The organism is Streptococcus fryi (assembly GCF_053206505.1).
The window spans coordinates 47,208-73,776 of sequence record NZ_JBRUGW010000005.1; the positions used below are offsets into that span (position 1 = coordinate 47,208).

The 26,569-nt window shown below is 40.1% G+C and carries 21 protein-coding genes; 2 read left to right on the forward strand and 19 right to left on the reverse strand.

Features of this window, described 5'->3' with window-relative positions; all coding sequences use genetic code 11:
* Nucleotides 1–205: 205 nt before the first annotated feature.
* The 4 genes from ACVRZH_RS02605 to ACVRZH_RS02620 form a co-directional block, all read right to left on the reverse strand.
* Nucleotides 206–598 (reverse strand): rhodanese-like domain-containing protein, encoded by a 393-nt coding sequence (locus tag ACVRZH_RS02605; RefSeq protein ID WP_447453771.1) that lies wholly within the window; start codon nucleotides 596–598, stop codon nucleotides 206–208.
* Nucleotides 599–685: 87 nt separating this feature from the next.
* A complete protein-coding gene (locus ACVRZH_RS02610) occupies nucleotides 686–1,654 on the reverse strand; it encodes an ROK family glucokinase (RefSeq protein ID WP_447453772.1) in 969 nt (322 codons plus the stop codon).
* Nucleotides 1,655–1,676: 22 nt separating this feature from the next.
* Nucleotides 1,677–1,886 (reverse strand): YqgQ family protein, encoded by a 210-nt coding sequence (locus ACVRZH_RS02615; RefSeq protein ID WP_447453773.1) that lies wholly within the window; start codon nucleotides 1,884–1,886, stop codon nucleotides 1,677–1,679.
* A 123-nt stretch (nucleotides 1,887–2,009) separates the two neighbouring features.
* Nucleotides 2,010–2,480 carry a Dps family protein gene (locus tag ACVRZH_RS02620; protein ID WP_447453774.1) on the reverse strand — a complete coding sequence of 157 codons (471 nt, stop codon included), beginning with the start codon at nucleotides 2,478–2,480 and terminating at the stop codon, nucleotides 2,010–2,012.
* A gap of 254 nt (nucleotides 2,481–2,734) precedes the next feature.
* Here ACVRZH_RS02620 and ACVRZH_RS02625 point away from each other — a divergent pair, with 254 nt between their 5' ends.
* On the forward strand, nucleotides 2,735–3,400 hold the full coding sequence (locus tag ACVRZH_RS02625; RefSeq protein ID WP_447453775.1) for a prepilin peptidase: 666 nt from the start codon (nucleotides 2,735–2,737) through the stop codon (nucleotides 3,398–3,400).
* On the opposite strand, the gene ACVRZH_RS02630 is transcribed toward ACVRZH_RS02625, so the two are convergent.
* The 9 genes from ACVRZH_RS02630 to ACVRZH_RS02670 all read right to left on the reverse strand — a co-directional run bounded on the left by ACVRZH_RS02630 (nucleotide 3,368) and on the right by ACVRZH_RS02670 (nucleotide 14,317).
* On the reverse strand, nucleotides 3,368–3,943 hold the full coding sequence (locus ACVRZH_RS02630; protein WP_447453776.1) for a GNAT family N-acetyltransferase: 576 nt from the start codon (nucleotides 3,941–3,943) through the stop codon (nucleotides 3,368–3,370). The genes ACVRZH_RS02625 and ACVRZH_RS02630 overlap by 33 nt on opposite strands.
* A gap of 320 nt (nucleotides 3,944–4,263) precedes the next feature.
* The gene (locus ACVRZH_RS02635; protein WP_447453777.1) at nucleotides 4,264–6,018 is read right to left on the reverse strand and encodes an ABC transporter ATP-binding protein; all 1,755 of its coding nucleotides are present in this window, start codon (nucleotides 6,016–6,018) and stop codon (nucleotides 4,264–4,266) included.
* Nucleotides 6,011–7,750, reverse strand: coding sequence for an ABC transporter ATP-binding protein (locus ACVRZH_RS02640; RefSeq protein ID WP_447453778.1), 1,740 nt, complete (start codon nucleotides 7,748–7,750; stop codon nucleotides 6,011–6,013). Before ACVRZH_RS02640 ends, ACVRZH_RS02635 begins: the two co-directional genes overlap by 8 nt.
* 124 nt (nucleotides 7,751–7,874) lie before the next feature.
* Nucleotides 7,875–8,396: a VanZ family protein gene (locus ACVRZH_RS02645; protein ID WP_447453779.1), complete on the reverse strand. Its 522-nt coding sequence runs from the start codon at nucleotides 8,394–8,396 to the stop codon at nucleotides 7,875–7,877.
* Nucleotides 8,389–9,477, reverse strand: a complete 1,089-nt coding sequence (gene rlmN, locus ACVRZH_RS02650) for a dual-specificity RNA methyltransferase RlmN (protein WP_447453780.1) — start codon at nucleotides 9,475–9,477, stop codon at nucleotides 8,389–8,391. Before rlmN ends, ACVRZH_RS02645 begins: the two co-directional genes overlap by 8 nt.
* A gap of 21 nt (nucleotides 9,478–9,498) precedes the next feature.
* Complete coding sequence (locus tag ACVRZH_RS02655) at nucleotides 9,499–10,149, reverse strand: YutD family protein (protein ID WP_447453781.1); 651 nt, start codon at nucleotides 10,147–10,149, stop codon at nucleotides 9,499–9,501.
* Nucleotides 10,150–10,609: 460 nt separating this feature from the next.
* A complete protein-coding gene (gene galE / locus ACVRZH_RS02660) occupies nucleotides 10,610–11,611 on the reverse strand; it encodes a UDP-glucose 4-epimerase GalE (RefSeq protein ID WP_447453782.1) in 1,002 nt (333 codons plus the stop codon).
* Between the two features lie 50 nt (nucleotides 11,612–11,661).
* Complete coding sequence (galT, locus tag ACVRZH_RS02665) at nucleotides 11,662–13,140, reverse strand: UDP-glucose--hexose-1-phosphate uridylyltransferase (RefSeq protein ID WP_447453783.1); 1,479 nt, start codon at nucleotides 13,138–13,140, stop codon at nucleotides 11,662–11,664.
* A gap of 4 nt (nucleotides 13,141–13,144) precedes the next feature.
* Complete coding sequence (locus tag ACVRZH_RS02670; protein ID WP_447453784.1) at nucleotides 13,145–14,317, reverse strand: galactokinase; 1,173 nt, start codon at nucleotides 14,315–14,317, stop codon at nucleotides 13,145–13,147.
* 154 nt (nucleotides 14,318–14,471) lie between these two features.
* Between ACVRZH_RS02670 and ACVRZH_RS02675 the strand changes: the two genes are divergently transcribed.
* Nucleotides 14,472–15,470, forward strand: a complete 999-nt coding sequence (locus tag ACVRZH_RS02675) for a LacI family DNA-binding transcriptional regulator (protein ID WP_447453785.1) — start codon at nucleotides 14,472–14,474, stop codon at nucleotides 15,468–15,470.
* Nucleotides 15,471–15,715: 245 nt separating this feature from the next.
* Here the strand turns inward: ACVRZH_RS02675 and ACVRZH_RS02680 are convergent, their stop codons facing one another.
* From ACVRZH_RS02680 to ACVRZH_RS02705, 6 genes are all read right to left on the reverse strand, one after another.
* Complete coding sequence (locus tag ACVRZH_RS02680) at nucleotides 15,716–16,426, reverse strand: glucosaminidase domain-containing protein (protein WP_447453786.1); 711 nt, start codon at nucleotides 16,424–16,426, stop codon at nucleotides 15,716–15,718.
* A gap of 287 nt (nucleotides 16,427–16,713) precedes the next feature.
* Nucleotides 16,714–18,699: a transketolase gene (gene tkt, locus ACVRZH_RS02685; protein WP_447453787.1), complete on the reverse strand. Its 1,986-nt coding sequence runs from the start codon at nucleotides 18,697–18,699 to the stop codon at nucleotides 16,714–16,716.
* Nucleotides 18,700–19,024: 325 nt separating this feature from the next.
* Nucleotides 19,025–19,282 (reverse strand): DUF896 family protein, encoded by a 258-nt coding sequence (locus ACVRZH_RS02690; protein ID WP_447453788.1) that lies wholly within the window; start codon nucleotides 19,280–19,282, stop codon nucleotides 19,025–19,027.
* A gap of 8 nt (nucleotides 19,283–19,290) precedes the next feature.
* Nucleotides 19,291–21,327 (reverse strand): glycine--tRNA ligase subunit beta, encoded by a 2,037-nt coding sequence (gene glyS, locus ACVRZH_RS02695; RefSeq protein ID WP_447453789.1) that lies wholly within the window; start codon nucleotides 21,325–21,327, stop codon nucleotides 19,291–19,293.
* Nucleotides 21,328–21,351: 24 nt separating this feature from the next.
* Nucleotides 21,352–22,266, reverse strand: a complete 915-nt coding sequence (gene glyQ / locus ACVRZH_RS02700) for a glycine--tRNA ligase subunit alpha (protein ID WP_447453790.1) — start codon at nucleotides 22,264–22,266, stop codon at nucleotides 21,352–21,354.
* Nucleotides 22,267–22,680: 414 nt separating this feature from the next.
* The coding region (locus tag ACVRZH_RS02705; RefSeq protein WP_447453791.1) for a ZmpA/ZmpB/ZmpC family metallo-endopeptidase at nucleotides 22,681–26,569 on the reverse strand (3,889 nt) is incomplete at its 5' end.

The following is a 26,569-nucleotide window of genomic DNA, read 5'->3' on the forward strand; positions in this document are numbered from 1 at the left end:
TGACCATATCCTACCACTTTCAGTAAGAACAAGCAACTGTTCTCATTTGGGATATGAAAAAAGACTACTGGCAATCATATAGTTAAGTAGCTGAAAAGACTTGAACTCTGCTTCCTGATTATCTAGTGTTGTCTTAGTAGAAACACAAATCTCATAATGCCATTAAAAAAACTAGGCAAAAAGCCTAGCATTACAATAAAGACAATTAGACCGTTTCTTTAACCTTACCGTCCCAAAACTCTAACCCGTCTTTTAGAACATAGATATCCGTGAAACCTGCTTTTTTCAAATGCTGAATGGCACGTGTCGTTCCTACTCCACGTCTGGCATCATAAAGCAAGACAGGCTTATCCTTTCTCAAGGCAGAAAGACTCATAGTAAACTGCATCATAGGGAAATTTCTAGCACCTAAAATATGTTTGCGGCGAAAACTTGCCGGTTCTCTAATGTCAATAACTTGACCTGTTCGCATCAAACTAGCAAATGTCTCATTATCAACAAACTTTGCACTCTTTTTAAGATTAAAATAGCGCCAAACTGTCCAAACCATGTAACCTACGGCAAAGGCCATCACGGCATAATTCAATACTTCTCTCATTCTTATTCTCCTTTTAGTAAGCAATAGAAAAGAAAGACAGAGACACCTGATAGCACCAAGCTGCCACTGCTCTTTCTATCTCATCTATTAATTATCCAATTGACGTGCTAAGCTAGCTGCACCAATAATACCTGCATCATTACCTAATTCAGCCATTTTAATCTTAGTAGACTGTCTTACTTGTGGGAAAGTAAAGTTCATAAAATATTTTTCAACACGCGCGCGAAGGAATTCACCTGCGGCAGAAACACCGCCACCAATGACAATTGAATCTGGATTGAGGATGTTAGCCATATTGGCTGATGCTAATCCTAAGTAAAAACAAACTTTTTCAACAACGCTATTTGCGAAGCTATCGCCAGCTTCTGCAGCGACAAAAACATCCTTACTAGTCACGGTTTCTCCGTTATCAATAGCTAGTTTTATCGGTGAATCACCTTCATAACTTTCAGCTAAAAGACGAGCAACTTTAACAACACCTGTTGCAGAAGCTACCGTTTCTAAACAACCATGACTACCACATGTACATGCAAAGCCGTCCGTTGGTTCGACAATCATATGCCCAATCTCACCACCTGCACCAGCGACGCCATGAATGAGATTGCCATCAGCGATGACACCACCGCCAACACCTGTTCCCAAAGTCATAAAAATCACATCTGGGTTGTTCTCTCCTGCTCCTACCCAACGCTCGCCAAGAGCTGCAACATTGGCATCGTTATCAATAGCAAATGGAATACCGGTTGCCTTTTCAATAGCAGAACCCACTTCTTGTGTTTTAGCCCAATTCAGATTATAAGCACCAGTAACTGTCTTTTTGTCACGGTCGACAGCACCAGGAGAACCCATTCCAATACCTGCAAAATCATCCTTTGTTAAACCATACAGGTCTAAACGGTGTTTAATAGACTCAATAATATCAGGCACAATGTGCTTACCGTCTTCTAATATGTTGGTCTCAATCGCCCATTTTTCTTGGACATCACCATCTAAGGTTAAAATACCAAATTTAATCGTTGTGCCACCCAAGTCAATACCTAATAATTTTTTTGCCATTTCTCATCCTCGACCAATACTTCTAGGACTGGTCTTGCCTTTCTAATTCTAGTCGGTGTTCACGTCGCAACACTAAATCTGCTAGCATATAATCCTCTTGAGAAATTAAACCATTATCATAAATAGCCTTCAACTCGATTTTCATTAATTCAATATCGTAGAGTCTTTTCCCCATATAGACGATAATACCAAAGCGTTTTAAGAGTTGTTGAACATCGTATAAGCTCTCCATAGTCTTCATTTTAGCAAAAAATAAACTCCTTTTCAAGATAGATATGCAATCGTTTTCCAAAAAACAGTAAAAAAACTGGCTGCTCTTCACAGTCAGTTTTCATATATCGCTCTTCTCAACAGATTAGTAAAGTCCTGGTGCTTGACCGATCTCTGCACGAAGCATCCAAATGTTTTTCTCAACTTCTCCAAGAGCATCTGCAAATAAACCATTAGTTGGATCATCGCCTTCTTCATCTGTAACATCTAAACCTTCTTGGTAAAGTCCTGCTAAGTAAGTGTAAACCTCAATCAAACGTTCCAAGTGATCTTTTACAGAAATATCATAACTTCCTGATTTCTCTTCTAATTTAGAGTTGTCAGAGAACTCTTTCAAAGTAGAATAAGGTGCACCACCAAGCGTGATTAGGCGTTCGCTAAACTCATCAAGGTGTTCATTTAAACCATCCATCAATTTATCCATTTGTGGATGAAGACGTAAGAAACCTGTACCACGCATGTACCAGTGAATTTGATGTACAATTGATGCAGCAACTGACAAGTCAGCAACAGTTTGATTTAAAACAGCTTTTGTTTTTGTACGTGTATGTGTCATTATAATATCCTCCAAAACTATTCTAAACTTTTATTTAGAATGATTATTATTTATGAATATAAGTATATCCTCTTTTATGATAGAAGTCAACGAAACAGCCTAGTTTTTCTCCTATTGGGCAAAGATTAAACTATTGTCTAAAAACACCCAAAAATAGCATTTGTAACTCTTTCATGACTAGGCTTATTATAACAAACATCAAAGAAATCTTCAATTTTTTTAGCGTTTCCTGATTCCATTACGAATAATATAATATGACCTATTTATTATTCTTTTTAGGAGCTTCAATTGGTTCATTTCTTGGTCTTGTCATTGACCGTTTCCCGGAAAAATCTATCATCACTCCTGCTAGCCATTGCCATAACTGTCAAACACATCTCAAACCATGGGATTTAATGCCTATCGTATCTCAAATCATCTGTCGCTTTAAGTGTCGCTATTGTCAGGTCAATATCCCTTTCTGGTATGCGTGTTTTGAGGGATTTTGCGGGGGACTTTTCTTAATATGGTACTGGGGGTTTCTTGACTTCTGGCAACTTTATTTCTTATTATTTAGCCTAACTCTTAGTCTCTATGATTTTAAAAATCAATCTTATCCTCTCATCATATGGTTAGGAGCAAACATCCCTTTGTACATGGTGTTTGGTATCAATAACTTAAGCATTATCTTTTTACTACTTTCTCTACTAGCTGAATATCGCTATATCAAAATGGGGAGCGGCGATTTTCTCTATCTAGCGAGTTTATCACTCCTCTTACCGTCATACCAGGTTTTATTGGTTATCCAAACAGCCTGTCTATTAGCCATCATCTATATACTCAAAAAAGGACAACCACAACAACCTATTGCCTTTGTCCCTTTTTTAACACTTGGTTACATGACGATACTAGTCAGTGACTACGTCTTGCTTTCCTTTTAAATCCTCTTTAATAATAGCGTATTGTGACATGTCAACAATGCCACGGTTATTCTTACGAACTTGACGCATGGTGCCTTCATAGGTCATCCCTGCTTTTTCCATCACACGACCGGACTGTTTGTTAAGAATATCATGGGCTGCTTTGATACGGTTAAAGCCAACATCTTTAATGAGAAAATCAATGACAGCTTTTGCCATTTCTGCCATGTAGCTATTCCCCCACCACGATCGACCGATGACCCAACCGAGTTCAGCTTCCTGTGTTTTGTCAATCTGATTGACTACGGCGATATTACCAATCAATTCGCCCGTCTCTTTCAGGACAATCCCCCACTGGTAAAAATGAGGATTCTCATAATGGGCAATACAAAAATCCAAAAAGGCTTTAGTATCTTCTTCACTTTTATGGGTTGGCCAAGTTAAATACTTAGTCACCTCATCATCAGACGTCCAGTTCTTAAAGGCAAGTGGAATATCCTCAGATTGAAAAGGGCGAGCCAGCAGACGTTCAGTTTCAAGTAATTGAGTTCCTAAATGCTTCATGACATCATCCTCCCCAAGTTCAACATCATTTGATGCGCTTAATAAATAAGCTGATTTTATCACAAATCTATTATCAAGACAAGACTTTTCCACTATCATATCTCTAGCTAATCCCTTTTAAAAAAGCTTAGACAATAAAGTACAAAAAGCGAACACGAGTAGTTTTCTAACAACTAGAATACTTTTGCGTTCACTTTTTGTGTCTTCTTTGTCAATTTGGACAATTTATGGTAAAGAAAGTCAATCTCTTTTTGTCCTAATCTCAATAATATTCCTTTATCAAACAGCCAACTGAATACATACACCTAGACATAAATGTTCTAGTGAGTTTCACCCGCCATTTGTCCTGCTTGCAGGCGGTACATCTTGTAATATGTCCCTTGACGCTCAAGTAATTCCTCATGGGTACCAGATTCGATGATTTGACCTTTTTTAAGGACATAAATGCAGTTGGCATCTTGGATAGTGGATAAACGATGGGCAATGGCAATGGTTGTTCGACCTTGTCGCATCTTCTCTAAAGAGTGCTGCACCAATTGTTCTGTCTCTGAATCAATATTGGCAGTGGCCTCATCTAAAATGAGGATTTTGGGTGAGCGTGCTATGGTTCTCGCAAAAGCCAATAACTGACGTTGTCCAGTTGAAAACGACGTCCCGCGTTCTGTCACAGCTTGGTCATAGCCATCTGGTAGCCCCTGAATAAACTGGTCTGCATCAACAAATGAAGCTGCTGCTTTAATCTCCTCATCTGATAAATCCTGATACATGGCGATATTTGACTTAATCGTTCCATGATAAAGGAAGGGCTCTTGCAAGACAAGACCAATAGACTGGCGAAGGGCTTCCTGACTATAAGACTTAATATCCTTACCATCAATCAAAATTTGCCCCGATTGGAATTCATAAAAACGCATGAGAACATTGATAATCGATGATTTACCAGACCCCGTAGCACCTACAAAGGCAATGGTTTCACCCGATTTGACCTCAAAAGACACCTTATCGAGAACTGGCGTTTGACCATCATAGCTAAATGATACCTCTTTAAAGACAATATCTCCTTGAACAATTTCTGTCTCCTGCCCAAATTGCTCTGGTTCGTAAGTTCGCTCATCAATCAATTTAAAGACACGACCAGCAGAAATCATTGACGTTTGTAAGGTTGAAAAGTTCTGTGTGACCTCAATCAGTGGGTCAAATAGTCGATTAACATACTGAATAAAGGCGTATATTTGACCTGCCGAAATACCGTATGTGTCAAATGTCAATCCAAAAAAAGTCATCAAAAGAGCGTAAGCTAATAATTTTAAGAGAGACATTGCCGGTCTTAAAAAGAGACTGTCAAGAGATACCGACCGACTACTATAAACCAAGTGTTCCTCGTTAATCGCATCAAACTCACTTTGTAGACGAGCTTCTTGTGAAAAAGCCTGAATGACACGAATACCTTCAATACTTTCTGCTAATTTACTATTGATATCACTGATCAACCGCCTTGTTTGAGACACAAGCTTAGCGGATATCTGTCTATAACGATTAACCAAAAGCACAATAATTGGTAAAAAAAGTGAAACAAGAAGTGTCAAGGTAACATTTAAGGTTAGCATAGTGTACAAGGTCACACCAAAAATAAATATGGCAGACACAAAATTGGCTAAAAGACCTGAAAACATTTCTGAGATACTCTCGGTATCATTAGTTATCCTAGAGACAATACTGCCTGAAGCAGTCTTATCAAAATACGACATACTAAGCTTTTCCATATTGGCAAATGCATCTCGGCGAATATCCTTGACCACACTATAAGACACCTTAGCAAAGAAAAAGGAACCGAAATACTGGATTAAAGTTTGCACAAGGTAAAGGGCATAATAGAACACCAACAGATAGATACCATCTGTACTCTCTCCCTTGATGTGTTCGTCAATAAAACGACTAGCAACCAAAGGAATGTAACTTTTGACAATGGATGTTGATAACAAGAGGGTTAGAGCTAAAATGGTTAAGAGTTTATAGGTTTTAACATAAGACATCAAACGTAAAAACACTCTTTTTTCTGGCTTTGTGTTAGTCATTAAGCTCCTCCATTTCTAATTGTTGGGCTAGATAGGTCTTCTGATACCAGCCCTCACTAGCAATCAATTCATCATGCGTTCCTCGCTCAATAATACGACCATTTTGCAAGACTAAAATCAAATCAGCATGGACAACCGCTGATAACCGGTGAGCCGTAATCAGAGTGGTTTTTCCTTGTCTATTTTGCTTGAGGTTGGTAATGATAGCATGTTCCGTCTTGGCATCGACAGCAGATAGGGAGTCATCTAGGATGAGAATATCAGGATTTAAAATCATGGCACGCCCAATAGCTAATCGCTGCTTTTGCCCACCAGATAAGGAAACGCCTTTTTCACCGACAACTGTCTCAAACTGCTCAGGCATGTCCATAATATCTTCGTAAACTTGAGCGAGTTTGGAAACCTCAACAACTGCTTCTTCTGTTAAGTTTGGATTACCAAAACGCACATTTTCTAGAATACTTCTGGCAAACAAAAATTGGTCTTGGGGAACATAACCTATGAGTTGTCTCAAATCAGACAAACGGTAATCTTTAATATTGGCACCATTGAGAGTTATCTGACCATCGGCTACATCATATTCTCGCAACAATAATTTTAACAAGGTCGTTTTTCCTGAGCCTGTCTGTCCAACCAGCCCCAAGGTTTGTCCTTTGGTCAATGTGAAATGAATATCTTTGAGTGTCTCACTATTATCATAGCTAAAACGGTCAATATCAAAAACCAAATCACCATTACGCACATCCGTTACAGGATGCTCTGTTTCGATAACATCTGATTGTTCTGCCAGTAACTGACTAATACGATTGTAAGATACGGTACCACGCTGACTCATATTGAATAAAAAGCCCATAGCCATCAAGGGCCAAACCAACATATCCAAATAAGTCATAAAGGTCACCAAATTCCCCAAGGTCACCTGACCCATCTTGATAAAATAAGAACCCACCAGTAAGGTTAAAACATACGAAGTCCCTACAAAAAGTAAGACAACAGGGCTAAACATGGCATCAAAAAACATGGTCGCAACATTCTTCTCATAAGTCGCTTGGTTGACCTCTTGGAAAGATGACAATTCCTCTTGCTGATACCCAAAAGATTTCGTCACCTTAATACCAGCAACAGACTCCTGAACCTTATTGTTTAAATCCGAAAAAGCCGCTTGCGAGACTTTCAAACGTTCATGCGTTTGTCGCCCTAAATAACTTGTTGTCAGCGCCATCAAAGGTAAGGGAATAATAGCAACTAAGGTCATCTGCCATGAAATCATGACAAACATCGTCACCAAGGTCACAAGGGCTGTAATCGTCGCATCCACAAAGGACATCACACCACCACCAGATAAACGTACTAAGGCATTGATATCATTAGTCGCATGCGCCATCAAATCACCTGTTCGGTAGCGTTGGTAAAAGCTTGGAGACATTTTTGTAAAATGCTCAAACAGACGTGAACGCATGATTTTTCCAAGACGATGAGATGTCGCTAAAATATACATTCGCCACACATAACGTAAGGCATACATGGCAAAAGCAGTTATCACTAATGCCAATAAACGCCATAATAACGCCTCACGCCGAAGTTGACCACTGGTGATTTGGTCAATCACCTTCCCCATAATCATAGGAGGAATCAAGTTGAGCAAACTGACTAAAACAAGAGCAACAATACCAATCAGATACCGTCGCTTTTCAAGTCTGAAAAACCACCATAAATCACGAACAATTTTCATATCAATCCTTTCTGTGATAGGAAACAAACACTAGATGTTGACACATCTTAAAAGTCATTCTGTATCCGATACATCCCATTCTCTAATATAGTCAGGCTAGGACAGTCGTCCTAGCCTGAAACGGTTATGATTTCAGTATAGCAAACCTCTTGACCAATTGGTAAAAGGTCAGAAAAGCCAAATACCCACCTAAAGTATTTGTCCATAGGTCATCCACTTCAAACACCCTATTGGCATCAATTAAGACATCTAAAAGAAGCTGCGTTCCCTCAATAAACAAACTAGTACATAAAGCTAAACCTATAGCTTTTTTAGGACTTCTTAAAGTGGGATAAAGAAAGAGTAAGCCTAAGATGAGAGGATAGAGGAGGAAAACATTGAGGAGATTTTGAATAAAAATCCACACCATCTCAAACCCAGTATCCACCTGCCCCAAACCAATTAAGGAATTAAAAGGTACTAATAGCAGACGGAGTCTACCAAAAGAGATAATATTTGGCGTCTGTACCCCATCAAACAAGTGAGGTTGTGGCATAAAACAGATGACAAAAACCGCTAGCATATAAACGATTGTCACTACTTGTATAGGTCTTTTTAACGAATCTTTGAGCGGAGAATATACTTTGGGAAAGCCGTAATTAGCCATTTGCCACCGCAGTTATCGCTGCTTGCCTATCTTTTTTCATGGTATTCGAACGCAGTTGCCCACAAGCTGCATCAATATCTGTCCCATGCTCTTGACGAACGACACAATTGACACCGTTTTTCTTCAAGACATCATAGAAAGCTGCTACTCTGGCTTTCGGTGAACGACTATACTGGTCATGCTCTGACACAGGGTTGTACGGAATTAAGTTGACATAGGACAACTTTTTGATGTCTTTCAAAAGATTAGCCAGCTCCTTAGCCTCCTTAACACCATCATTCACCTCATTAAGCATAATGTATTCGAAAGTGACACGACGATTCGTCGTCTCGATGTAATAATTGATGGCATCGAACAATTTTTCCAAAGGAAAGGCACGATTAATCTTCATTATGCTTGATCTGAGTTCATTATTCGGAGCGTGTAAGGATACTGCCAAGTTGACTTGCACACCCTCATGAGCAAAATCACGAATTTTATGGGCAAGACCTGATGTTGACACTGTGATGTGGCGAGCCCCTATACCCAAGCCATTATCATCATTAATGGTTCGCAAGAAGTTAAGAACATGTTGATAGTTATCAAAGGGTTCACCTATTCCCATAACAACCACGTGACTGACGCGCTCACCTAGACCACGCTCATCAAAATACTTTTGTACCAACATGATTTGTGCAGTAATTTCACCACTCGTTAAGTCACGTTGTTTTTTGATGAGCCCTGAAGCACAGAAGGTACAACCAATATTACAACCTACTTGCGTCGTAACACAGACTGACAAACCATAATGTTGCCTCATGAGCACCGTCTCAATCAACATACCATCAGGCAACTCAAAGAGGTACTTGACAGTCCCATCAGCAGATTCTTGAACAATACGCTGTTTCAAAGGATTTAAGCAAAACTCTTCGTTCAAACGATCTATAAAATCCTTAGAAATATTCGTCATTTCTTCAAAACTCTGGACTCTCTTACGGTACAACCAATCCCAAATTTGTGTTGCGCGGAACTTTTTCTCCCCCTGTTCTATAGCCCATTCAATTAATTGATCACGTGTCAAACTGTAAATTGAGCGTTTCATCCCTCTACCTCCATATCCTCATTAATTATCCTTCTTACGAATCACAAAGTGAGTTTGCGATCCTTGCGACTGTTGATGACCATCTTGAGTGACTTGCGACTGACGACGATCACGGCGTTTCTGACGCTTTTGACCTTGTTGATCTTTTTTTTCTCCAGACTTCAACTTTTGACGCTTGTCTTGCTGGCGCGATTGCTTGTCGGTCTGTTGTGATTTCCCCACCTTACTAGATGTTACTTTGTCCCCTTGTGGTTGGCTATTTTTTTGTGACGACGAACGGCGACGACGGCGACGAGCAGGCCCATCATCTTCAACAGGAAGGTCTTTAGGATTTTGATTTTCCAAAATAAAATAGGCACAACCAAAGTTACAATATTCCTTAAGGTAAATATCAATTTGATCAATGAGCTGCTGATCTGGGATTCCTTTTTGAGTCTTATAGAACCCTTTCAGTCGTAATTGCTCATTTCCCCAATCACCTACAATATAGTCATACTTTAGCAAAATCTCTGAAAACTTCTGCCCAAACACAGTCGCATCAAAGGCATTTTTATGATTTTCTAAAATCGTCAAAAGAATATCATCGCTTTTGACAAAGTGGTCAAAACTAACAAATTCTGGCCCTGGGTACTTGTTATAATTAAGTTGTTCAGGTGCAATATCTTTTCTCATTCATACTCCTCAAAGAAGTGCCACACTCCTTTGCTCTCTATATTTATATCGTAAAATCAACCAATCTAGGTCTTTAAAAAACAGGTGTTACTTGTCAAGGGCATATCACTAGATTAGTTCAATGATACCTTTCAGTTGGGGAATCTCTCATGCAATAGTGTGAGAATTATTCTCTGTTTCGACTGAATAACAATCTACACTATCCTGTCTCACTTCTCATAAAACGACAGACTAGCCCTTGTTTTCCTTTGCTTCTATTCATTTATTATACACCATTTTAAACGCTTTTTCACCTCTCCCTCTAACAAAAATCAACTTGATGTTCTAAATAAGAATACACTGACTTGTTTAATCTCTGATGTATTCCTGACTTTTTAACCCATATAATCGTCAATGACTTATGAACAAGTAGCTCTCATAAACTACTAAAAAACCTGAGGTAAAAAGCCTCAGGTCATTTTTAATCACGATCATCGTAACCTTTTGGATGGCTTGAATGCCATGCCCAAGCAGTTTCGATAATTTTATCAATATTATCAAATTGTGGTTTCCACCCCAGCACTTCACGAGCCTTATCAGAACTTGCAATCAAAGTATCTGGGTCTCCAGGACGACGGTCTGCCAACTCATGTGGAATCGGATGACCAGTCACTTTACGGGCTGCTTCGAGGATTTGGAGATTCGAAAATCCTGTTGAAGATCCTAAGTTAAAGGCTGTTGATGGATTCCCTGCTCTCAGATAGTCAACTGCCAACATATGAGCATCTGCAAGGTCAAATGGATGCACATAGTCACGCACATTTGTACCATCTGGTGTGTTGTAATCATCACCAAAAATCATGATCTTCTCGCGCTCACCTTGTGCCACTTGTAAGATAATTGGCAAGAGATGTGTTTCAGGACCATGGTCTTCACCGATACTGCCATCTGGTTTTGCGCCTGCAACATTGAAATAACGTAGAGGTACAAATTTGATGCCGTATGCTTGATCAGACCATTTCATGATGGTTTCCATCATCAACTTACTTTCACCGTATGGATTGATTGGATGTTGCGGTGTTGTTTCCTTGATTGGAATTTCCTCTGGAATACCATAGGTCGCCGCTGTAGACGAGAAGACAATCTTGTTAACCCCAACTTCTGCCATGACTTCTAATAAGCTAACCATACCCGCAGTGTTGTTATCAAAATATTTAAGTGGTTTTTCCATTGACTCTGCAACTAAGGAATAGGCTGCAAAGTGGATAACGGCATCAATCTCTGGATTTTCAGCAAAAACCTGTCGCATGAATGGTTTATCTGCCAAATCTCCTTCATAGAATTTGGCATCTGGATGAACAGCTGCCCTGTGACCTGTCACTAGATTGTCAACTACGACAACCTCTTCCTTACCCCATTCAACCAGGCGGTCAACCATGTGTGAGCCAATGTAACCAGCTCCTCCCAAGACTAAAATTGCCATAATTTCTCCCTTATTTAATTATCATCATATTTTAGTATAGACTAGTCGCACTAAACTTTCAAGCCCACATGTTCAACAAAACGTCTGAAAGCCGCTTGGCCAGTTTCATTACGTTTGTAAACTCCTGCATCTTCCAAAACTCTTGCAAAACGTTGCCCAACAGCTTGTCTCACAATCTCCTCAACAGTTTCTTCTGTCACTTCTGGATGACTAGCTTTTAAGTCTTCTGCCCAAGTTTTATGGTAATCTGTCAATTGGTGCTCTTGCCCAAGAAGGAAGTGCTCTACTTCTTTTAACTCGTCTTTCAATCGAGGTGGCAAGATGGCTAGCCCCATAACCTCAATCAAGCCAATATTTTCTTTTTTAATGTGTTGAACATCACGATGTGGATGGTAAATGCCATCTGGATGCTCTTCAGATGTGTGGTTATCACGCAATACCAAATCCAGTTCATAAAGACCATTTTTCTTACGTGCGATTGGCGTGACCGTATGGTGTGGCTCATCATTAGTCCACGCAAGAACATCTACCGTACTATCTGAGTAATCACGCCAAGCTAGACGAATTTTTTCAGCAAGTGCAACCAAGTCAGTCTTGTTATCACCTGATAAGCGGATGACAGACATTGGCCAGTTAACGATACCTGCTTTGATACCTTCAAAACCAACAAAAGTAAATTCCGAATCTAGACCTGCAATTTCCATTGGAAAGGTATGACGACCAGCCTGATAATGGTTGTGAGTCAATATCGAACCACCAACGATAGGCAAATCAGAGTTTGACCCTACAAAATAGTCTGGAAAAATATCAACAATATCAAGCAACTGTTCAAAGGTTTGAGCAGTAATCACCATCGGAACATGTTCTGTATTCAGAATAATACTGTGCTCATTAAAGTAAGCATAAGGTGAATACTGGAACCCCCATGTTTCCTGTCCTAAAGCCAAGCGAATAACTCTGTGATTAGCTCTGGCTGGATGGTCAAGACGGCCTTGATAACCCTCGTTTTCCATACACAATTGGCATTTAGGATAAGACGATGATTTTAACAACTTAGCTGCTGCAATGGCCTTAGGGTCTTTTTCAGGCTTGGACAAATTAATTGTTATTTCTAAATCACCGTACGGTGTTGGTGACTTGTAATAGATATTTTTAGCAATGGCAGCTAACTTGATGTAGTCGTTGCGTTTACTAAGGTCATAAAAATCAGCTACAGCTTGCGACGGATTGGTCTCATAAGTTTCCCAGAACCTTTTATTAACTTGACTTGGAACTGGTGTCACAAAATTCATCAATTCAGCACCTAGACAGTCTTTTTCTTCAAGCAAACCACCAACTTTACCATTTGTTACTGCCAACTCAACCAAGGCTTCCTTGAGAGCAATGATTTCTGACAATCGTGTTGCATCTTCTACACCATCCTCACCGACAAGGGCAAGAACTCTGTTTTTCAAATAAAATCTATCTTCTTCTGTGAAGTCTGATAGAGCAATGACTTGTGCCACAAAGGCATCTACTAATCCCACCATAAATTTATTTTCTCTCTAAGACGCGAGACCCTGCTGCCACCTCTGCGATATAAAAGGCAGGAGCATAGCCAATTTTATTAGTGTAGATTTCACCAACATTATCAATAAAGGCATCTACTTTGTCTTTCTTAACAATGGCGATACCACAGCCACCAAAGCCTGCACCTGTCATGCGGGCACCAAGAACGCCTTCTTGTTCCCAAGCTGTATGAGCAAGGGTATCTAATTCGATACCTGTTACTTCATAATCATGTTCAAGTGATACATGTGACGCATTAACCAGACGACCAAATTGTTCCAAATCACCATCTTGAAGAGCTTTACGAGCACGAGCAGTGCGTTCATTTTCTGATACAGCATGACGAGCACGTTTGATGCGGTCAGCATCTTTAATCAAGTAAGCATATTGGTCAAAGGTTTGACTATCAAGTTCACCAAGTGTTTTAATATCAAGAACTTCATTAAGCTCTTCAACAGCTTTTTCACATTCTGCACGACGTTCGTTGTATTTAGAGTCTGCCAATTCACGACGTTTATTTGTGTTCATGATGACAATCAGATGGTCACCTAAGTCAAGCGGAACAAGGTCATATTCAAGTGTATTGGTATCAAGATAGATAGCACTGTTATTTGCTCCCATACCGATGGCAAATTGATCCATGATACCAGAGTTGACACCGATAAACTCATTCTCTGTTTTTTTACCAATTTTTACTAAATCCAAACGTTCTAATTTAAGACCAAACAACTCTTCAACAACAATACCTGTCAACAACTCCAATGATGCAGATGACGACAAGCCTGCACCATTTGGAATATTACCAAGGACATACAAATCAAAACCAGTATCAATGGTATGACCTGCTTCTTGTAAGAACTTGATGACACCTTTAGGATAGTTTGTCCAGTTATCTTCCTTATTGAAAACAAGATGTTCAAGGTTGACTTCAATAATACCCTTGTCTTCAAAGTTACCAGAGAAGAAACGCAATACCTTGTCTTCACGTTTGCGAGCCACACCATAAGTTCCTAACGTAATAGCTGCTGGGAACACATGACCACCGTTATAATCAGTATGTTCACCAATCAAGTTGATACGACCTGGTGAGAAAAATACCGCATCTGCTTCTTCGCCAAAAACAGCACTAAAGGCTTGTTTCAATTCTTCATTTGTCATTTTTTTCTCCTTTTATATAATGATTTTGTCACTTTCATTTTACTCTCTAAAGAGCTATAAGTCAATTTAATTTTAGTAAAACTTTAGTAAAATTAAATTGACTTTATCACTTGTTTTGATATAATAATAGCAATCATAGAAATAGGTGATCATTATGGCAACCTTAAAAGATATTGCAAATCTCGCTCAAGTCTCCGTTGCAACAGTCTCACGTGTATTAAACCAAGACCCTAGCCTTTCTGTTGGTGAAGATACAAGACAGCGTATCCTTGTCTCAGCAGAACAAGTCGGCTATACCAAACACCTCAAGCATAAAACACTAGCCGATACGGATAAAAAAATAGCTGTCCTACAATGGTACAGCCAACAAGAAGAGTTAAACGACCTCTATTACTACTCGATTAGAATAGGGATTGAAAAACGTGCTGAAGAGCTTGGATATGCTACAGTACGCTATTTTAACAATACTATTTTCACAGAGAAACCTGATGTCTCAGGAATTATTGCCATTGGCAAGTTTAGCCAACGTCAAATCAAACAGTTAAAAACTATTTCTTCTCATCTCATTTTCGTTGATAGTGATACGCTTAGTCATGGACTACCTTGTGTCACAACTGATTTTGATAATGCTGTTCATGAAGTCATTGATTACTTTTTGTCAAAAGGACACCAACACATCGGCATGATTGCAGGTGAAGAAACCACGACCGATGGTCTTGAAAATCTTATTGACCAGCGTTTCAGAACATTTAAAAATTATTGTGGTGAGCAAGGTATTTATAATCCTAACTACATGTTTGTAGGGGCTTTTTCGACTCAAGATGGCTATGAACTGATGACTAAGGCTATCCAGCAACTCGATCATAAACTGCCTACTGCCTTTTTCATTGCAAACGATACACTTGCAATCGGAGCCTTGAGAGCCCTTCATGAACACCACATTCCCGTACCAGATCGTGTCAACATCATTTCCTTTAACGACACTCTATTAACACGACAAATCTATCCACCTTTATCAAGCGTCACAGTCTTTACAGAACAAATGGGCAGTACTGCTGTAGATATGATGATAGAGAGCTTGCACAGTCCAAGCAACGTTCCTAAAATGGTAAGATTAGGCACAAAACTTAGTTTAAGAGATAGTAGCCATTGACCCATCACTAAAAATCAACAACTCTTTTGCGTGGAAAATCTAAATAAAACACCTGAAAGGATGACATCAATCCATTGTTAAAATACCATTTGACAATAGTGTCAGACAGCGTCTAATCACAATAAAAAACGAATGATTGATACTTAGTTTTACCAAACTAAGAAGTATCCCATTCGTTTTTTTCTGTTCTCAATAGCATCTTCTATATTTTTTATTACAGCCAAAGTCATTGACCTTTAGTTTAGCTATCTCTGTAAGTATAAATTCCAAGCTTCATCTTCTTTTAAAACCATAGTACTTGTATATTGCTGTCTATACTCATTCCAAACTAGTTCAAATAATTCGTCTGATTCCGCACGATATGAAATTGGTGAATCATATACTGTTAAACCATAACGAACAATCAAATCATTCAATTTTTGGTTATAGGCAGTATCAGTGGCATATAAACCAGTTAAAGCAGCTGTCGCATCCATATACGAATTGGTATTAGATTTTCTAGCATCCACATAAATCGGGGAACTTAACAAGTCAGCATAATCCAATAAGGAAGCCTCTGGGCTACCATATGATCTAAAATCAGCATAAATATGCTCAACGTTACCTAACCCATCATCTTCCCATGTCAACATCTTGACTGACTGACCATAGTAAGAACCTTTAATACCAAAATAGTTAAAATAAGGTGCTTGACTCAATCCTGACTGACCACTTGCTGATTCTAAAATCGCTTGGGCAATCATAACAGAAGCATAAATATCATACTCCTGACCTATATGTCTTGCTGTTTCCCCAACACTCTCAATAAAGGCTTCAGTTGATAATACTTGAGTACTTCCCACTTCAGCATAGGCCTTATCCTCATTAATTGTTCTTATGGTCGTCCACAACAAACTAAACAAAGCTAATGATACAGAAAGTAAAATCAACCATTTCCCATGCTTTATCTTTTTCATTTCAGCCCTCCTCATTACGATTAACCCCAGTATAGCAAATGTTATCCCAAAAGAAAAGTTAAAACACAGCTCTCTCAACAGCCTAATGACTTATCCACAGCCTTTTGTCCACAGTTCTTTAGTATTTTATACTTCTAATTGGCCTAATTACCTATAAAATATACCAAATTTTAGATAAAAGCGGTCTTTTTAAGCTAGTTGTCAACAAGCAAAAAAACTTTTCCACAAGCCATGTGGAAAAGTTTTACTCTAGTCTACCTAGACACAAGTTTCAAATCAATCAGTTATTACAGTGATTTGTAAAGCGCTATAGCATTTTCAACAGTGAAGCCATATTCTTTAAAGATACGGTCACTAGGTGCTGATGCTCCCCATGTATCAATCGTTAAGGTTTGTCCTACTAGACCAACATATTTACCCCAACCAAAGCTTGTGCCTGCTTCGATAGCTAGGCGTTTTGTGACATCAGCTGGCAGAACACTCGCCTTATAAGCATCATCTTGTTCATCAAAGAGGTTTTGTGATGGCATCGAAACCACACGCACGTGAACGCCTTCTGCTTCAAGGGCTGCTTGGGTATCCAAGGCCAATTTCACTTCAGAACCAGTAGCAATAATGATACCATCCAAGTCTCCTTTGGCTTCTGACAAGATATAAGCACCTTTATTAACACCTTCTGCTGCCAACTCAGCTGTCCCTTCAAGAACAGGTAAATTTTGACGTGTCAAAACGAGTGCCGTCGGGCGTTTTGTTTCTTCCAAAGCACGTTGCCAAGCGGCATTCACCTCGTTACCATCGGCTGGACGAATAACGTTTAAGTTTGGCATCGAACGAACACTTGCTAATTGTTCAACTGGCTCATGAGTTGGGCCATCCTCACCAACAGCAATTGAATCGTGGGTCAAGACATAAACAGTTGGTAATTCTTGAAGTGCCGCCATACGAACAGCTGGTAAAAGGTAGTTTGAGAAGACAAAGAAAGTTCCGCCATAAACACGTGTGCCACCATGCAGAGCAATACCATTCATAGCAGCTGCCATCGCAAACTCACGCACACCAAACCAAATATTACGTCCAGAATAGTTATCAGCTTGGAAATCTGTATCAGCTGCTACCATTGTATTATTCGAAGCAGAGAGGTCTGCTGAACCACCCCAAAACGATGGGACTTGTGCTGATATTTGTTGGATAGCTTTTTGACTTGACACACGGCTAGCAACACTTGTTCCTAGCTCATGAGCTTCTAAAGTCACCTCGACTGGCTGACCTGCAAATGCCGCCTTGTATTCTGCTGCTAATTCTGGATAAGCTTCTTCGTAACGAGCAAATAAATCATTCCACTCTTGCTCTGCTTTTTCACCCCTTGCTTTAATGCCAGCAGTAAAGCGCTCTGCAACTTCTTCTGGTACCGTAAACTCTGGGTAATCGTATCCATAGACTGATTTAGCATGTGCAATGCCTTCTGCACCAATTGGCGCCCCATGAACTGCTGAAGTTCCTTGTTTTTCAGCTCCATAACCAATGATTGTCTTAACCTCGATAATGGTTGGTCTGTCAATTTCTGCCTTAGCTTCTTCAATGGCTTTAGCAATTTCTTCTAAATCATTACCATCTTTAACGAGGATATGTTGCCAACCGTAAGCTTCAAAACGCCCTTTGACATCTTCTGTAAAAGCTTTTGATGTTGGTCCATCAAGTGAGATATCATTTGAATCATAAAGCAATACTAATTTACCTAATTTCAAATGACCTGCCAAACTAGCTGCTTCTTGGCTGACACCTTCCATCAAATCCCCATCACCATTCAAGGCATAGGTAAAATGATTAACGATCTCAAACCCTGGTTTGTTGAATTTGGCAGCTAAATGAGCTTCTGCCATTGCCATACCAAGCGCGTTGGCAATCCCTTGCCCAAGTGGTCCAGATGTTGCTTCCACACCATCTGTATGATTGACTTCTGGGTGTCCTGGTGTCTTAGAACCCCATTGACGGAAATTCTTCAAATCATCCATGCTCAAGTCATAGCCTGATAGGTGTAAAAGACTGTATAATAAAGCAGAACCGTGGCCTGCTGATAAGATAAAACGGTCTCTGTTTGTCCAAGAACGACTTGTTTTTGGATTAACTGTTAAAAACTTATTCCAAAGCACATAGGCCATTGGAGCTGCTCCCATCGGTAAGCCAGGATGTCCTGAATTAGCCTTTTGGATAGCCTCAATAGAAAGCGAACGGATCGTATTGACCGCTAAAGTGTCGATTGCATCAAATGTCATGGTAAAGACCTTTCTATATTTGTAATCGCTTCTATTATAGCACAAAATCAGCTTAACTGTAAAAAGCAAGGGAAACTTTCTTAGATGATCTTAAATTTTCAGGAAATCGCATGACTGTTATAATGAATACGACACATGTTTTAATTAGTTTTTTCATGTTATCTCTGACATTTTCTTAAACTGATAACGAATGGTAGTTTTGCTTAAAAAGTTATCATAAAATTTTGGTTAATGATAAAAAGAGGCAGCAATATACTGATCCCCAAATTCTTAGATGTTATATCTAACTAGTGGGTATCAATACGAAGTGCTACCTCTATAATACTTATGATTCTGGATCATCAAGACTGCGGCCGTGAAGGCCTTTTTCACGTTGAACCTGACGTAGTTTTTCAGGGGTGACATCATTGCCAGCCTCATCAACAATTTTAATCCCTTCAATATGGGCACGAACACTGCGACGATAACCTTCGATGTACTCCTCACGTAGTTTAGCTTGCTCAGCTAATTCTGCTTCAGTCAAACCTTCAGTCTTTTTCTTTTTAGATAATGCGTTGATACGGTCAATTTTAGCTTGCTCCATACGTCCTCCTATTTGGTGTTGATTTGGTTGAAAGCTGCGAAACGACGAGCTTTAGCCGTTAATCTCGCTAACAAGGCTAAACGGTTGGCTTTTAACTCGGCATCATCAACCATAACCATCGTATTGTCAAAGAAATCAGCAATCACAGGGCTAAGGGCAAATAGTTCTGATAGGTTTTCATCAATAGACTGGTCAAGTTTTAACGATAAAATAGCGTCATGAAGGGCTTTTTCCTGTGCGTTCTCAAAACGTGCCTCATCAACGACGTCACTATCAGCTTTTTCTGCCAAGTTTGCCACACGTGCCAAGCTTTCAACAGCTGATTTGAACCCTTCCTCTTTAGCCTTATCATGCAAGGCGTGAGCAATTTCAATCAAATCACGTACAACAAAGGTATCGCTAGCGAGAGTTGCTGTAATGATATCTTTAGACACTTTTTTATCAATCATTTTCTCAATACGAGCAGTGAAGAAAGCCATGACTTCTTCTTTTTCAGCGTAAGTCAAACTCGCTAATTCTAAGCTGTAAGCCTTGTCAAGCAAAACATCTAAGGAAATATCCCAACCAAACTTATCAAGGATACGCACAATTCCTTGCGTTGCACGACGAAGGGCATAAGGGTCATTAGACCCTGATGGAATAAGCCCCACTGTAAAGAATGACAAAATCGTATCTAACTTATCAGCGATAGCAAGCACTGCTCCAACCTTAGTATCTGGCAAGTCTCCTTCAGCACTTGTTGGCATATAGTGTTCACGGATAGCCGTTGCCACACCCGCTGACTCACCTGCAAGGAGGGCATATTTTTCACCCATCAAGCCTTGTAATTCATCAAATTCACCAACCATACCAGTTAACAGGTCAAATTTGTAAATCTCGCTAGCACGTGTCAAGTCAGCAATCTCTTCAGTTGATAAATCAGCCCATTCTGTCAATAACAAAGCCAAAGCTTTGGTTCTGTCCATATGCTCATAGAGAGAGCCAATTTTTTCATGGAAGGTCACATTTTTCAACTTTTCAACCAAATCAGCAATGTTCAGCTTCTGATCTTCTGTCCAGAAAAACTCCCCGTCTTCCAAACGAGCAACAAGAACTTTTTCATTACCTTTGACAACATTTTCGATGTGGTAGTCGTTACCGTTACGTACTGACACAAAGTTTGGCAAGAGCTTACCTGCCTTATCACGAACAACGAAGTAACGTTGATGGTTCTTCATTGACGTCACTAGAACTTCTTCTGGAACCTCTAAATATTTAGCGTCAAAAGCTCCCATGAAGGCTGTCGGGTACTCGACAAGGTTGAGAACCTCGTTAAGCAAGTCTTCGTCAATTTCAACCTGAACGCCCTCTTTCTCCTCGATGGCACGAATTTGCTCAACAATAAGGTTTTCGCGCTCATTGGCATCTGTTAGGACAAACTGAGCACGCAAATCATCTTCATAGCTATCTGCACTAGCAATCTCTGTTTCAGTCCCTAAAAAACGATGTCCACGGCTGATACGACCCGATGTGATGTCAAGGAAGTCCATTGCCAATGCCTTATCATCTAATAAGACAACCAAGGTATGAACAGGACGGATGTATTCAAAACGGTTATCAGCCCAATGCATGCTTACAGGAAAATTAAGCGAGTTTAAAACTCCTGGGATGCCAACAAGTACTTCTTCTGCTGAGCGGCCTGTCTCATGCTTGGTCACATAAACATACTCCTCACCCTTTATCTCACGGAAGGTGATATCTGCTGTTGTTAAGCCCTTACCACGTACAAATCCTTCGGCAGCCTTAGTAAAGTTACCGTCATCATCAAGAGCGATTTTCTTAGCAGGACCCTTAAAATCTTCTGTTAAATCCTCTTGTTTTTCAGCCAAACCAACGACACGAACAGCCAAACGACGAGGGGTTGAAAACATTTCAATCGCCTCAAACGCCAAACGATTATCCGTCAAAAAGACCACCATTTTGTCACGCAGTTGTTCCATACTGCGTGTGACCAAGTAAGCAGGCATTTCTTCCAAGCCCAATTCTACAAGTAAATTTTTTGTCATCTCTATCTCCTCTTTCAGTTCAAACTAGTCTTCTTCTACCAACAAGAGCTGACGTTTTGCCTCATCCAAAAGTGGATAGCCAAGGCGCTTACGTTCTGCTACGAATGTTTTGGCAACCACTCGCGCAAGATTACGAATGCGAGCGATGTAGCCTGCACGTTCTGTCACCGAAACAGCACCACGGGCGTCTAGCAAGTTAAAGGTGTGTGAACATTTCAACACATAGTCAAAGGCAGGGTGAACCAAAGACTCATCCAAACAACGTTTAGCTTCTGCTTCAAACGTTTCAAAATTAGCTAGAAGCATGTCTTGGTCACTCACTTCAAAACTGTATTTTGAATGCTCATATTCAGGTTGGGTAAAGATTTCACCATATTTAACACCCCTAGACCATTCAATATCATAGACAGATTCTACTTCTTGGATGTAAGATGCTAAACGCTCAAGACCATAAGTGATTTCAGCGGTGACTGGACTTGTTGCCAAACCACCAACCTGTTGGAAGTAAGTAAACTGTGTCACTTCCATCCCGTCAAGCCATACTTCCCAACCAAGTCCTGCTGAACCCGTTGATGGGTTTTCCCAGTTATCCTCAACAAAACGGATGTCATGTTCTAGAGGATTGATACCAAGTACCTCAAGAGACTTAAGATAAAGTTCTTGGATGTTACTTGGCGATGGTTTCATAACCACTTGGAATTGATGATGTTGGTAAAGGCGGTTTGGATTTTCACCGTAACGACCATCTGCTGGACGACGGCTAGGTTCTACATAAGCTGCATTCCATGGCTCAGGACCAATGGCACGTAGAAAAGTATAAGGACTCATGGTACCTGCACCTTTTTCTGTATCGTAAGCCTGCATTAACATACAGCCTTGTTCATTCCAGTATTGTTGTAAGGTGAGAATAATCTCTTGGAAAGTCAATTTGTTAGACATAGTTGCTCCTTTTAATATAATCTATGGTGACGCTTGCTCAAATCACCAAACCAAGCAATAGCTGAGTTAAAACCTGTCAAGGATATGAAAAAGAACCACGCTTTTGCTCCTATATCTGACAGATATAGGGGCGTCAAAACGCGGTTCCACCCTAATTTATTACTTCGTTGTTGATTTAATTGTATTCTAAAAGCGCCATTTTCTAAAGACTATCATCTGGCTTTCACCCTTCCAGATTCGCTAGGCATAATCATAAAGAAAACCTCTTTCATCAAATATTGTAACACAATTTAACAAAGCTGTCTAATATTTATGAATTACTTACCTAAGACTTTTTCATATCTCTGTTAGAATGCATTGCAAAAAATACTACAATCATCAAAGCAACAAAGAGGACTGTGATAAAACAGTTGATTACTCCTCAAAAATTGCTGAGTTAAATCCATCTGTCCTATCAAAATAAGCCTGATAAAGATTTGAACGAAGTCTATGAACAGCATTACCTGAAGGATTTTTCATATCTTCTTGATAGGCTTTCTTAAAGAGATCTAAAATGTCATTGGCATTCGTCGCTGCTACCTTGCTATTTTTCACTGATTTTAAACGTTCAAGTTTGTCAATCCGCTCTTTAAACATAGCCAGCTTGAAATCGGTCAAGGTCTTAAAGCTATCATCCTGGAAAACTTTCTTGACAATGTAGGTGTCTGACAAGGGAACCTTATCATGGGTAGCCTCATCAGAGTATTGGTTGGATATATAAGGTACCATACCTTCTAAGAAACCTTTATATGCAAGAAGTTCAAAAGCAGTTCGTCTGAAGGTGTAACCACCTGAAGCTCCTTCACTATTTTCTGATAAACCAAACATCGGTGTGTACAGTGGAATACGATGATAGGCGTTACGTCCTGCACTAGGACCTTGACGTAGACCAACTCGATCATTGAATGGGAAACGATTAACAACGGCATTCGCTGTGACCAAATCCTCCCAAGTCGTTATTTTTTTCAAATCACTGTAATCAAAATCAACGATTTGGTCAATCTTAGACGGGATAAGTGCCTGCTTATCTTGGTTATCTGCCACTAAAGTCATCTTTTTCAAGAGGTGTTCTTTTTGATAAAGTGGTAATTCTAAAATTGCCTTAGCTTCGGCATAGTCAAGCAAGTATAAAACATCCAGCATTCGTTTTGTATAAGTTTGTAAATCCTGTGCATTTCGGAAACGTTCTGGAGAGGCATTGACATGCTTAAAGGTACTATCTGACTCATCAAGTGTCGCATAGGTATTCCAGACAATCGCATCTCTTGTCGTTCCTCGTAAAGATTGGAACAAACCTTCAGCATAGTTTTCCTGACCTACTGTGACGCGTATGCCATGACCATCCAGATAGATACTATCTTCCAAAGCGTGAACCAACTCATGCGTCCAGATAGAGCCACTTTCAAAACCAGTCTTATCTAAGAGTAGACGATAGAAAGTGAGATCCTTACCATCCGATAGCGCATCAGCTCCAAAACCATTAGGGTTATGGAAATCTCCTATCGGCTTGAAGAAATCACGAGCCGCAGGGCTTTCATCATACCATCGGCCATTGATGAGATGAGCATCTCTGACTTTTACCGTATTATTGATCAACCTATCCTTAACCTTATCACTAGATATTCTATACCAGAAATCAATATGGTCACGATGGGCACGCGCATTACGATCCACCAACTTCGTAAAGTCAGCCATCGCCTGTGCATTGTTGAGATCAGACACATAGCCACTAATGCTACCCAAACTTAAGGTCGTATGGGTTGGTATCAGATAGACAGAACGTTCAGGCAACGTTAACAAAGGCAGGTACATCTTCTCAAATTCCCTGTTATTCAAGCGTTCAAATGTCTCAAGTACATGAGGAATACTCTTAGGAGCTTGTTCAGAAATATAAGCTTTAGTTGTTGTTTTGAACCAGTTGTTTGTTGTTTCCTCTGGTAAAAAGACTTTACGATTATAGTCTAAGAAATCATGTAGGTTAGCTTGCTTAGTCAATGGTGCAAAAACTTTTTTATACGTCTCAGCCGTCTGTGATGCATAAAGGTTTTCTGATTTCTTTCCAAGTGTTAATAAGAATTCAAGAGCATCCTGTCCAAGCGATAAGCTTTGCCAACTATTCGCAGCAATATTTCCCTTACCAAGATCAAAATTATACCAACGCTGTAAATACGCCATCGCCATCATCAATCTATCCTTGTTGGACACAATTTTTTGATACAAATATTCTTGATTTGCTTGCTTGGCAGTATTCTCAAGCAATACACGGAGCCACTCTTTGTGATTCGCCTTAACTGATTCAAAAGCCCCTTCCAAATAAAAATCAATATAATCCGTTGATTTAAAAGATTTATTCTTTTTCCCGTAGGTTAAACTGTTAAATACAGGGGACAAACGTTCTACTAAATCGCCATTTCCATCACTTGGACGACTGACCATGACCGGCAAACCATTTTCGGTTTCAAATAAAGAAAAGGCACTTTGAGGGGACTGGTGTGTTTCCAGTGACAAGGTTTCTGTTTGACCATTTTCAAAGACCAGTAAAACAGCATTCGCAGACTCGTAGTTGTTATTCAATAATGAACCATCACGCATCCAGTGGATACGACTAATCTTGGTTTCCCTGAATAAGCCTGATAAATCTGTTTTTTTCGCATACTTATCTATCTCTTGCTTGGAGTAATAAGGCGCTAAAGCATATAGGTTATGATAGAGGGGTGTCATCGAAATAGGAGCCGTTGAAACGATTGGTTTCCCCAATCTATCCACCTCAACGTCATAGTGATAATCGGTAAATGTCACACGATACTTGCCATCCACAAGGTTAATGCTATCTATTTTTAGAGCATCATTTAGAGCATATACATTGGTCGTCTGCAAGCGATAGGCAGTAGCTGGATCTGAGCTAGTAAGGTCAACATCCTTACCATCTACTCGAACCAATTTCACATCACCGTGTGCTCCAAAATCGAACGTATTGATACGTTCTTTAGTTCCGTATGCAATACGGCGATTACGAGCGGGAAGACTGATTTCAGATGACAATTCTTCCTCACTAACGATGTCACCTGAAACTAGAATTTGACGGGTTATAATAACGCGCTCTCCTGCCGATCCCTCTTCTAAGACAACTGGCGCTTCATCAACATAGCGATTAGCATTGAGGACACGTTCCTCGTCAAATGGAATCGGCTCTACGCGACGAAGCTCTTTTATCTCGGCTTCAGGCTGGGGCGCTGAGGTTGGGTAAGTATGAGGAACACTTGTCATTGGTTCGCGCTCTTTTGTCCCATATTCAATACGGCGAGTACGAGCTGGGAGACTAATTTCAGATGGCAATTCTTCCTCACTAACGACGTTACCTGAAACTAGAATTTGACGGGTTATAATAACGCGTTCTCCTGCCACTCCCTCTTCTAAGACAACTGGTGCTTCATCAACATAGCGATTAGCATTAGGGACACGTTCCTCGTCAAATGGTATTGGCTCTACGCGACGAAGCTCTTTTATCTCAGCTTCAGGCTGGGGCGCTGATGTTGGATAAGTACTTGGAACACTGGTCTGCTCACGCTCTTTGGTGCCATACTCAACACGGCGGGTACTCGCAGACTTGCTAATTTCCGCAGGCAATTCTTCCTCACTAACGACGTTACCTGAAACTAGAATTTGACGGGTTATAATAACGCGTTCTCCTGACACTCCCTCTTCTAAGACAACTGGTGCTTCATCAACATAACGATTAGCATTTGGTACACGTTCCTCGTCAAATGGAATCGGCTCTACGCGACGAAACTCTTTTATCTCGGCTTCAGGATCGGGCATTTCTGTTGGGTAAGTGAGGGGAACACTTGTCATTGGTTCACGCTCTTTTGTCCCATATTCAATACGGCGAGTACGAGCTGGGAGACTAATTTCAGCTGGCAATTCTTCCTCACTAACGACGTTACCTGAAACTAGAATTTGACGGGTTATAATAACACGTTCTCCTGCCACTCCCTCTTCTAAGACAACTGGTGCTTCATCAACATAACGATTAGCATTTGGGATACGTTCCTCGTCAAATGGAATCGGCTCTACGCGACGAAGCTCTTTTATCTCAGCTTCAGGTTGGGGCGTTTCTGTTGGGTAACTATGAGGAATACTTGTCATTGGTTCACGCTCTTTTGTCCCATATTCAATACGGCGAGTACGAGCTGGGAGACTAATTTCAGCTGGCAATTCTTCCTCACTAACGACGTTACCTGAAACTAGAATTTGACGGGTTATA

What these genes read in the sequence shown, in the direction of transcription:
- ACVRZH_RS02605 (WP_447453771.1), bottom strand. Translation starts at nt 598, where the DNA reads ATGAGAGAAGTATTGAATTATGCCGTGATGGCCTTTGCCGTAGGTTAC.
- ACVRZH_RS02610 (WP_447453772.1), bottom strand. Translation starts at nt 1,654, where the DNA reads ATGGCAAAAAAATTATTAGGTATTGACTTGGGTGGCACAACGATTAAA.
- ACVRZH_RS02615 (WP_447453773.1), bottom strand. Translation starts at nt 1,886, where the DNA reads ATGGAGAGCTTATACGATGTTCAACAACTCTTAAAACGCTTTGGTATT.
- ACVRZH_RS02620 (WP_447453774.1), bottom strand. Translation starts at nt 2,480, where the DNA reads ATGACACATACACGTACAAAAACAAAAGCTGTTTTAAATCAAACTGTT.
- ACVRZH_RS02625 (WP_447453775.1), top strand. Translation starts at nt 2,735, where the DNA reads ATGACCTATTTATTATTCTTTTTAGGAGCTTCAATTGGTTCATTTCTT.
- ACVRZH_RS02630 (WP_447453776.1), bottom strand. Translation starts at nt 3,943, where the DNA reads ATGAAGCATTTAGGAACTCAATTACTTGAAACTGAACGTCTGCTGGCT.
- ACVRZH_RS02635 (WP_447453777.1), bottom strand. Translation starts at nt 6,018, where the DNA reads ATGACTAACACAAAGCCAGAAAAAAGAGTGTTTTTACGTTTGATGTCT.
- ACVRZH_RS02640 (WP_447453778.1), bottom strand. Translation starts at nt 7,750, where the DNA reads ATGAAAATTGTTCGTGATTTATGGTGGTTTTTCAGACTTGAAAAGCGA.
- ACVRZH_RS02645 (WP_447453779.1), bottom strand. Translation starts at nt 8,396, where the DNA reads ATGGCTAATTACGGCTTTCCCAAAGTATATTCTCCGCTCAAAGATTCG.
- rlmN (WP_447453780.1), bottom strand. Translation starts at nt 9,477, where the DNA reads ATGAAACGCTCAATTTACAGTTTGACACGTGATCAATTAATTGAATGG.
- ACVRZH_RS02655 (WP_447453781.1), bottom strand. Translation starts at nt 10,149, where the DNA reads ATGAGAAAAGATATTGCACCTGAACAACTTAATTATAACAAGTACCCA.
- galE (WP_447453782.1), bottom strand. Translation starts at nt 11,611, where the DNA reads ATGGCAATTTTAGTCTTGGGAGGAGCTGGTTACATTGGCTCACACATG.
- galT (WP_447453783.1), bottom strand. Translation starts at nt 13,140, where the DNA reads ATGGTGGGATTAGTAGATGCCTTTGTGGCACAAGTCATTGCTCTATCA.
- ACVRZH_RS02670 (WP_447453784.1), bottom strand. Translation starts at nt 14,317, where the DNA reads ATGACAAATGAAGAATTGAAACAAGCCTTTAGTGCTGTTTTTGGCGAA.
- ACVRZH_RS02675 (WP_447453785.1), top strand. Translation starts at nt 14,472, where the DNA reads ATGGCAACCTTAAAAGATATTGCAAATCTCGCTCAAGTCTCCGTTGCA.
- ACVRZH_RS02680 (WP_447453786.1), bottom strand. Translation starts at nt 16,426, where the DNA reads ATGAAAAAGATAAAGCATGGGAAATGGTTGATTTTACTTTCTGTATCA.
- tkt (WP_447453787.1), bottom strand. Translation starts at nt 18,699, where the DNA reads ATGACATTTGATGCAATCGACACTTTAGCGGTCAATACGATCCGTTCG.
- ACVRZH_RS02690 (WP_447453788.1), bottom strand. Translation starts at nt 19,282, where the DNA reads ATGGAGCAAGCTAAAATTGACCGTATCAACGCATTATCTAAAAAGAAA.
- glyS (WP_447453789.1), bottom strand. Translation starts at nt 21,327, where the DNA reads ATGACAAAAAATTTACTTGTAGAATTGGGCTTGGAAGAAATGCCTGCT.
- glyQ (WP_447453790.1), bottom strand. Translation starts at nt 22,266, where the DNA reads ATGTCTAACAAATTGACTTTCCAAGAGATTATTCTCACCTTACAACAA.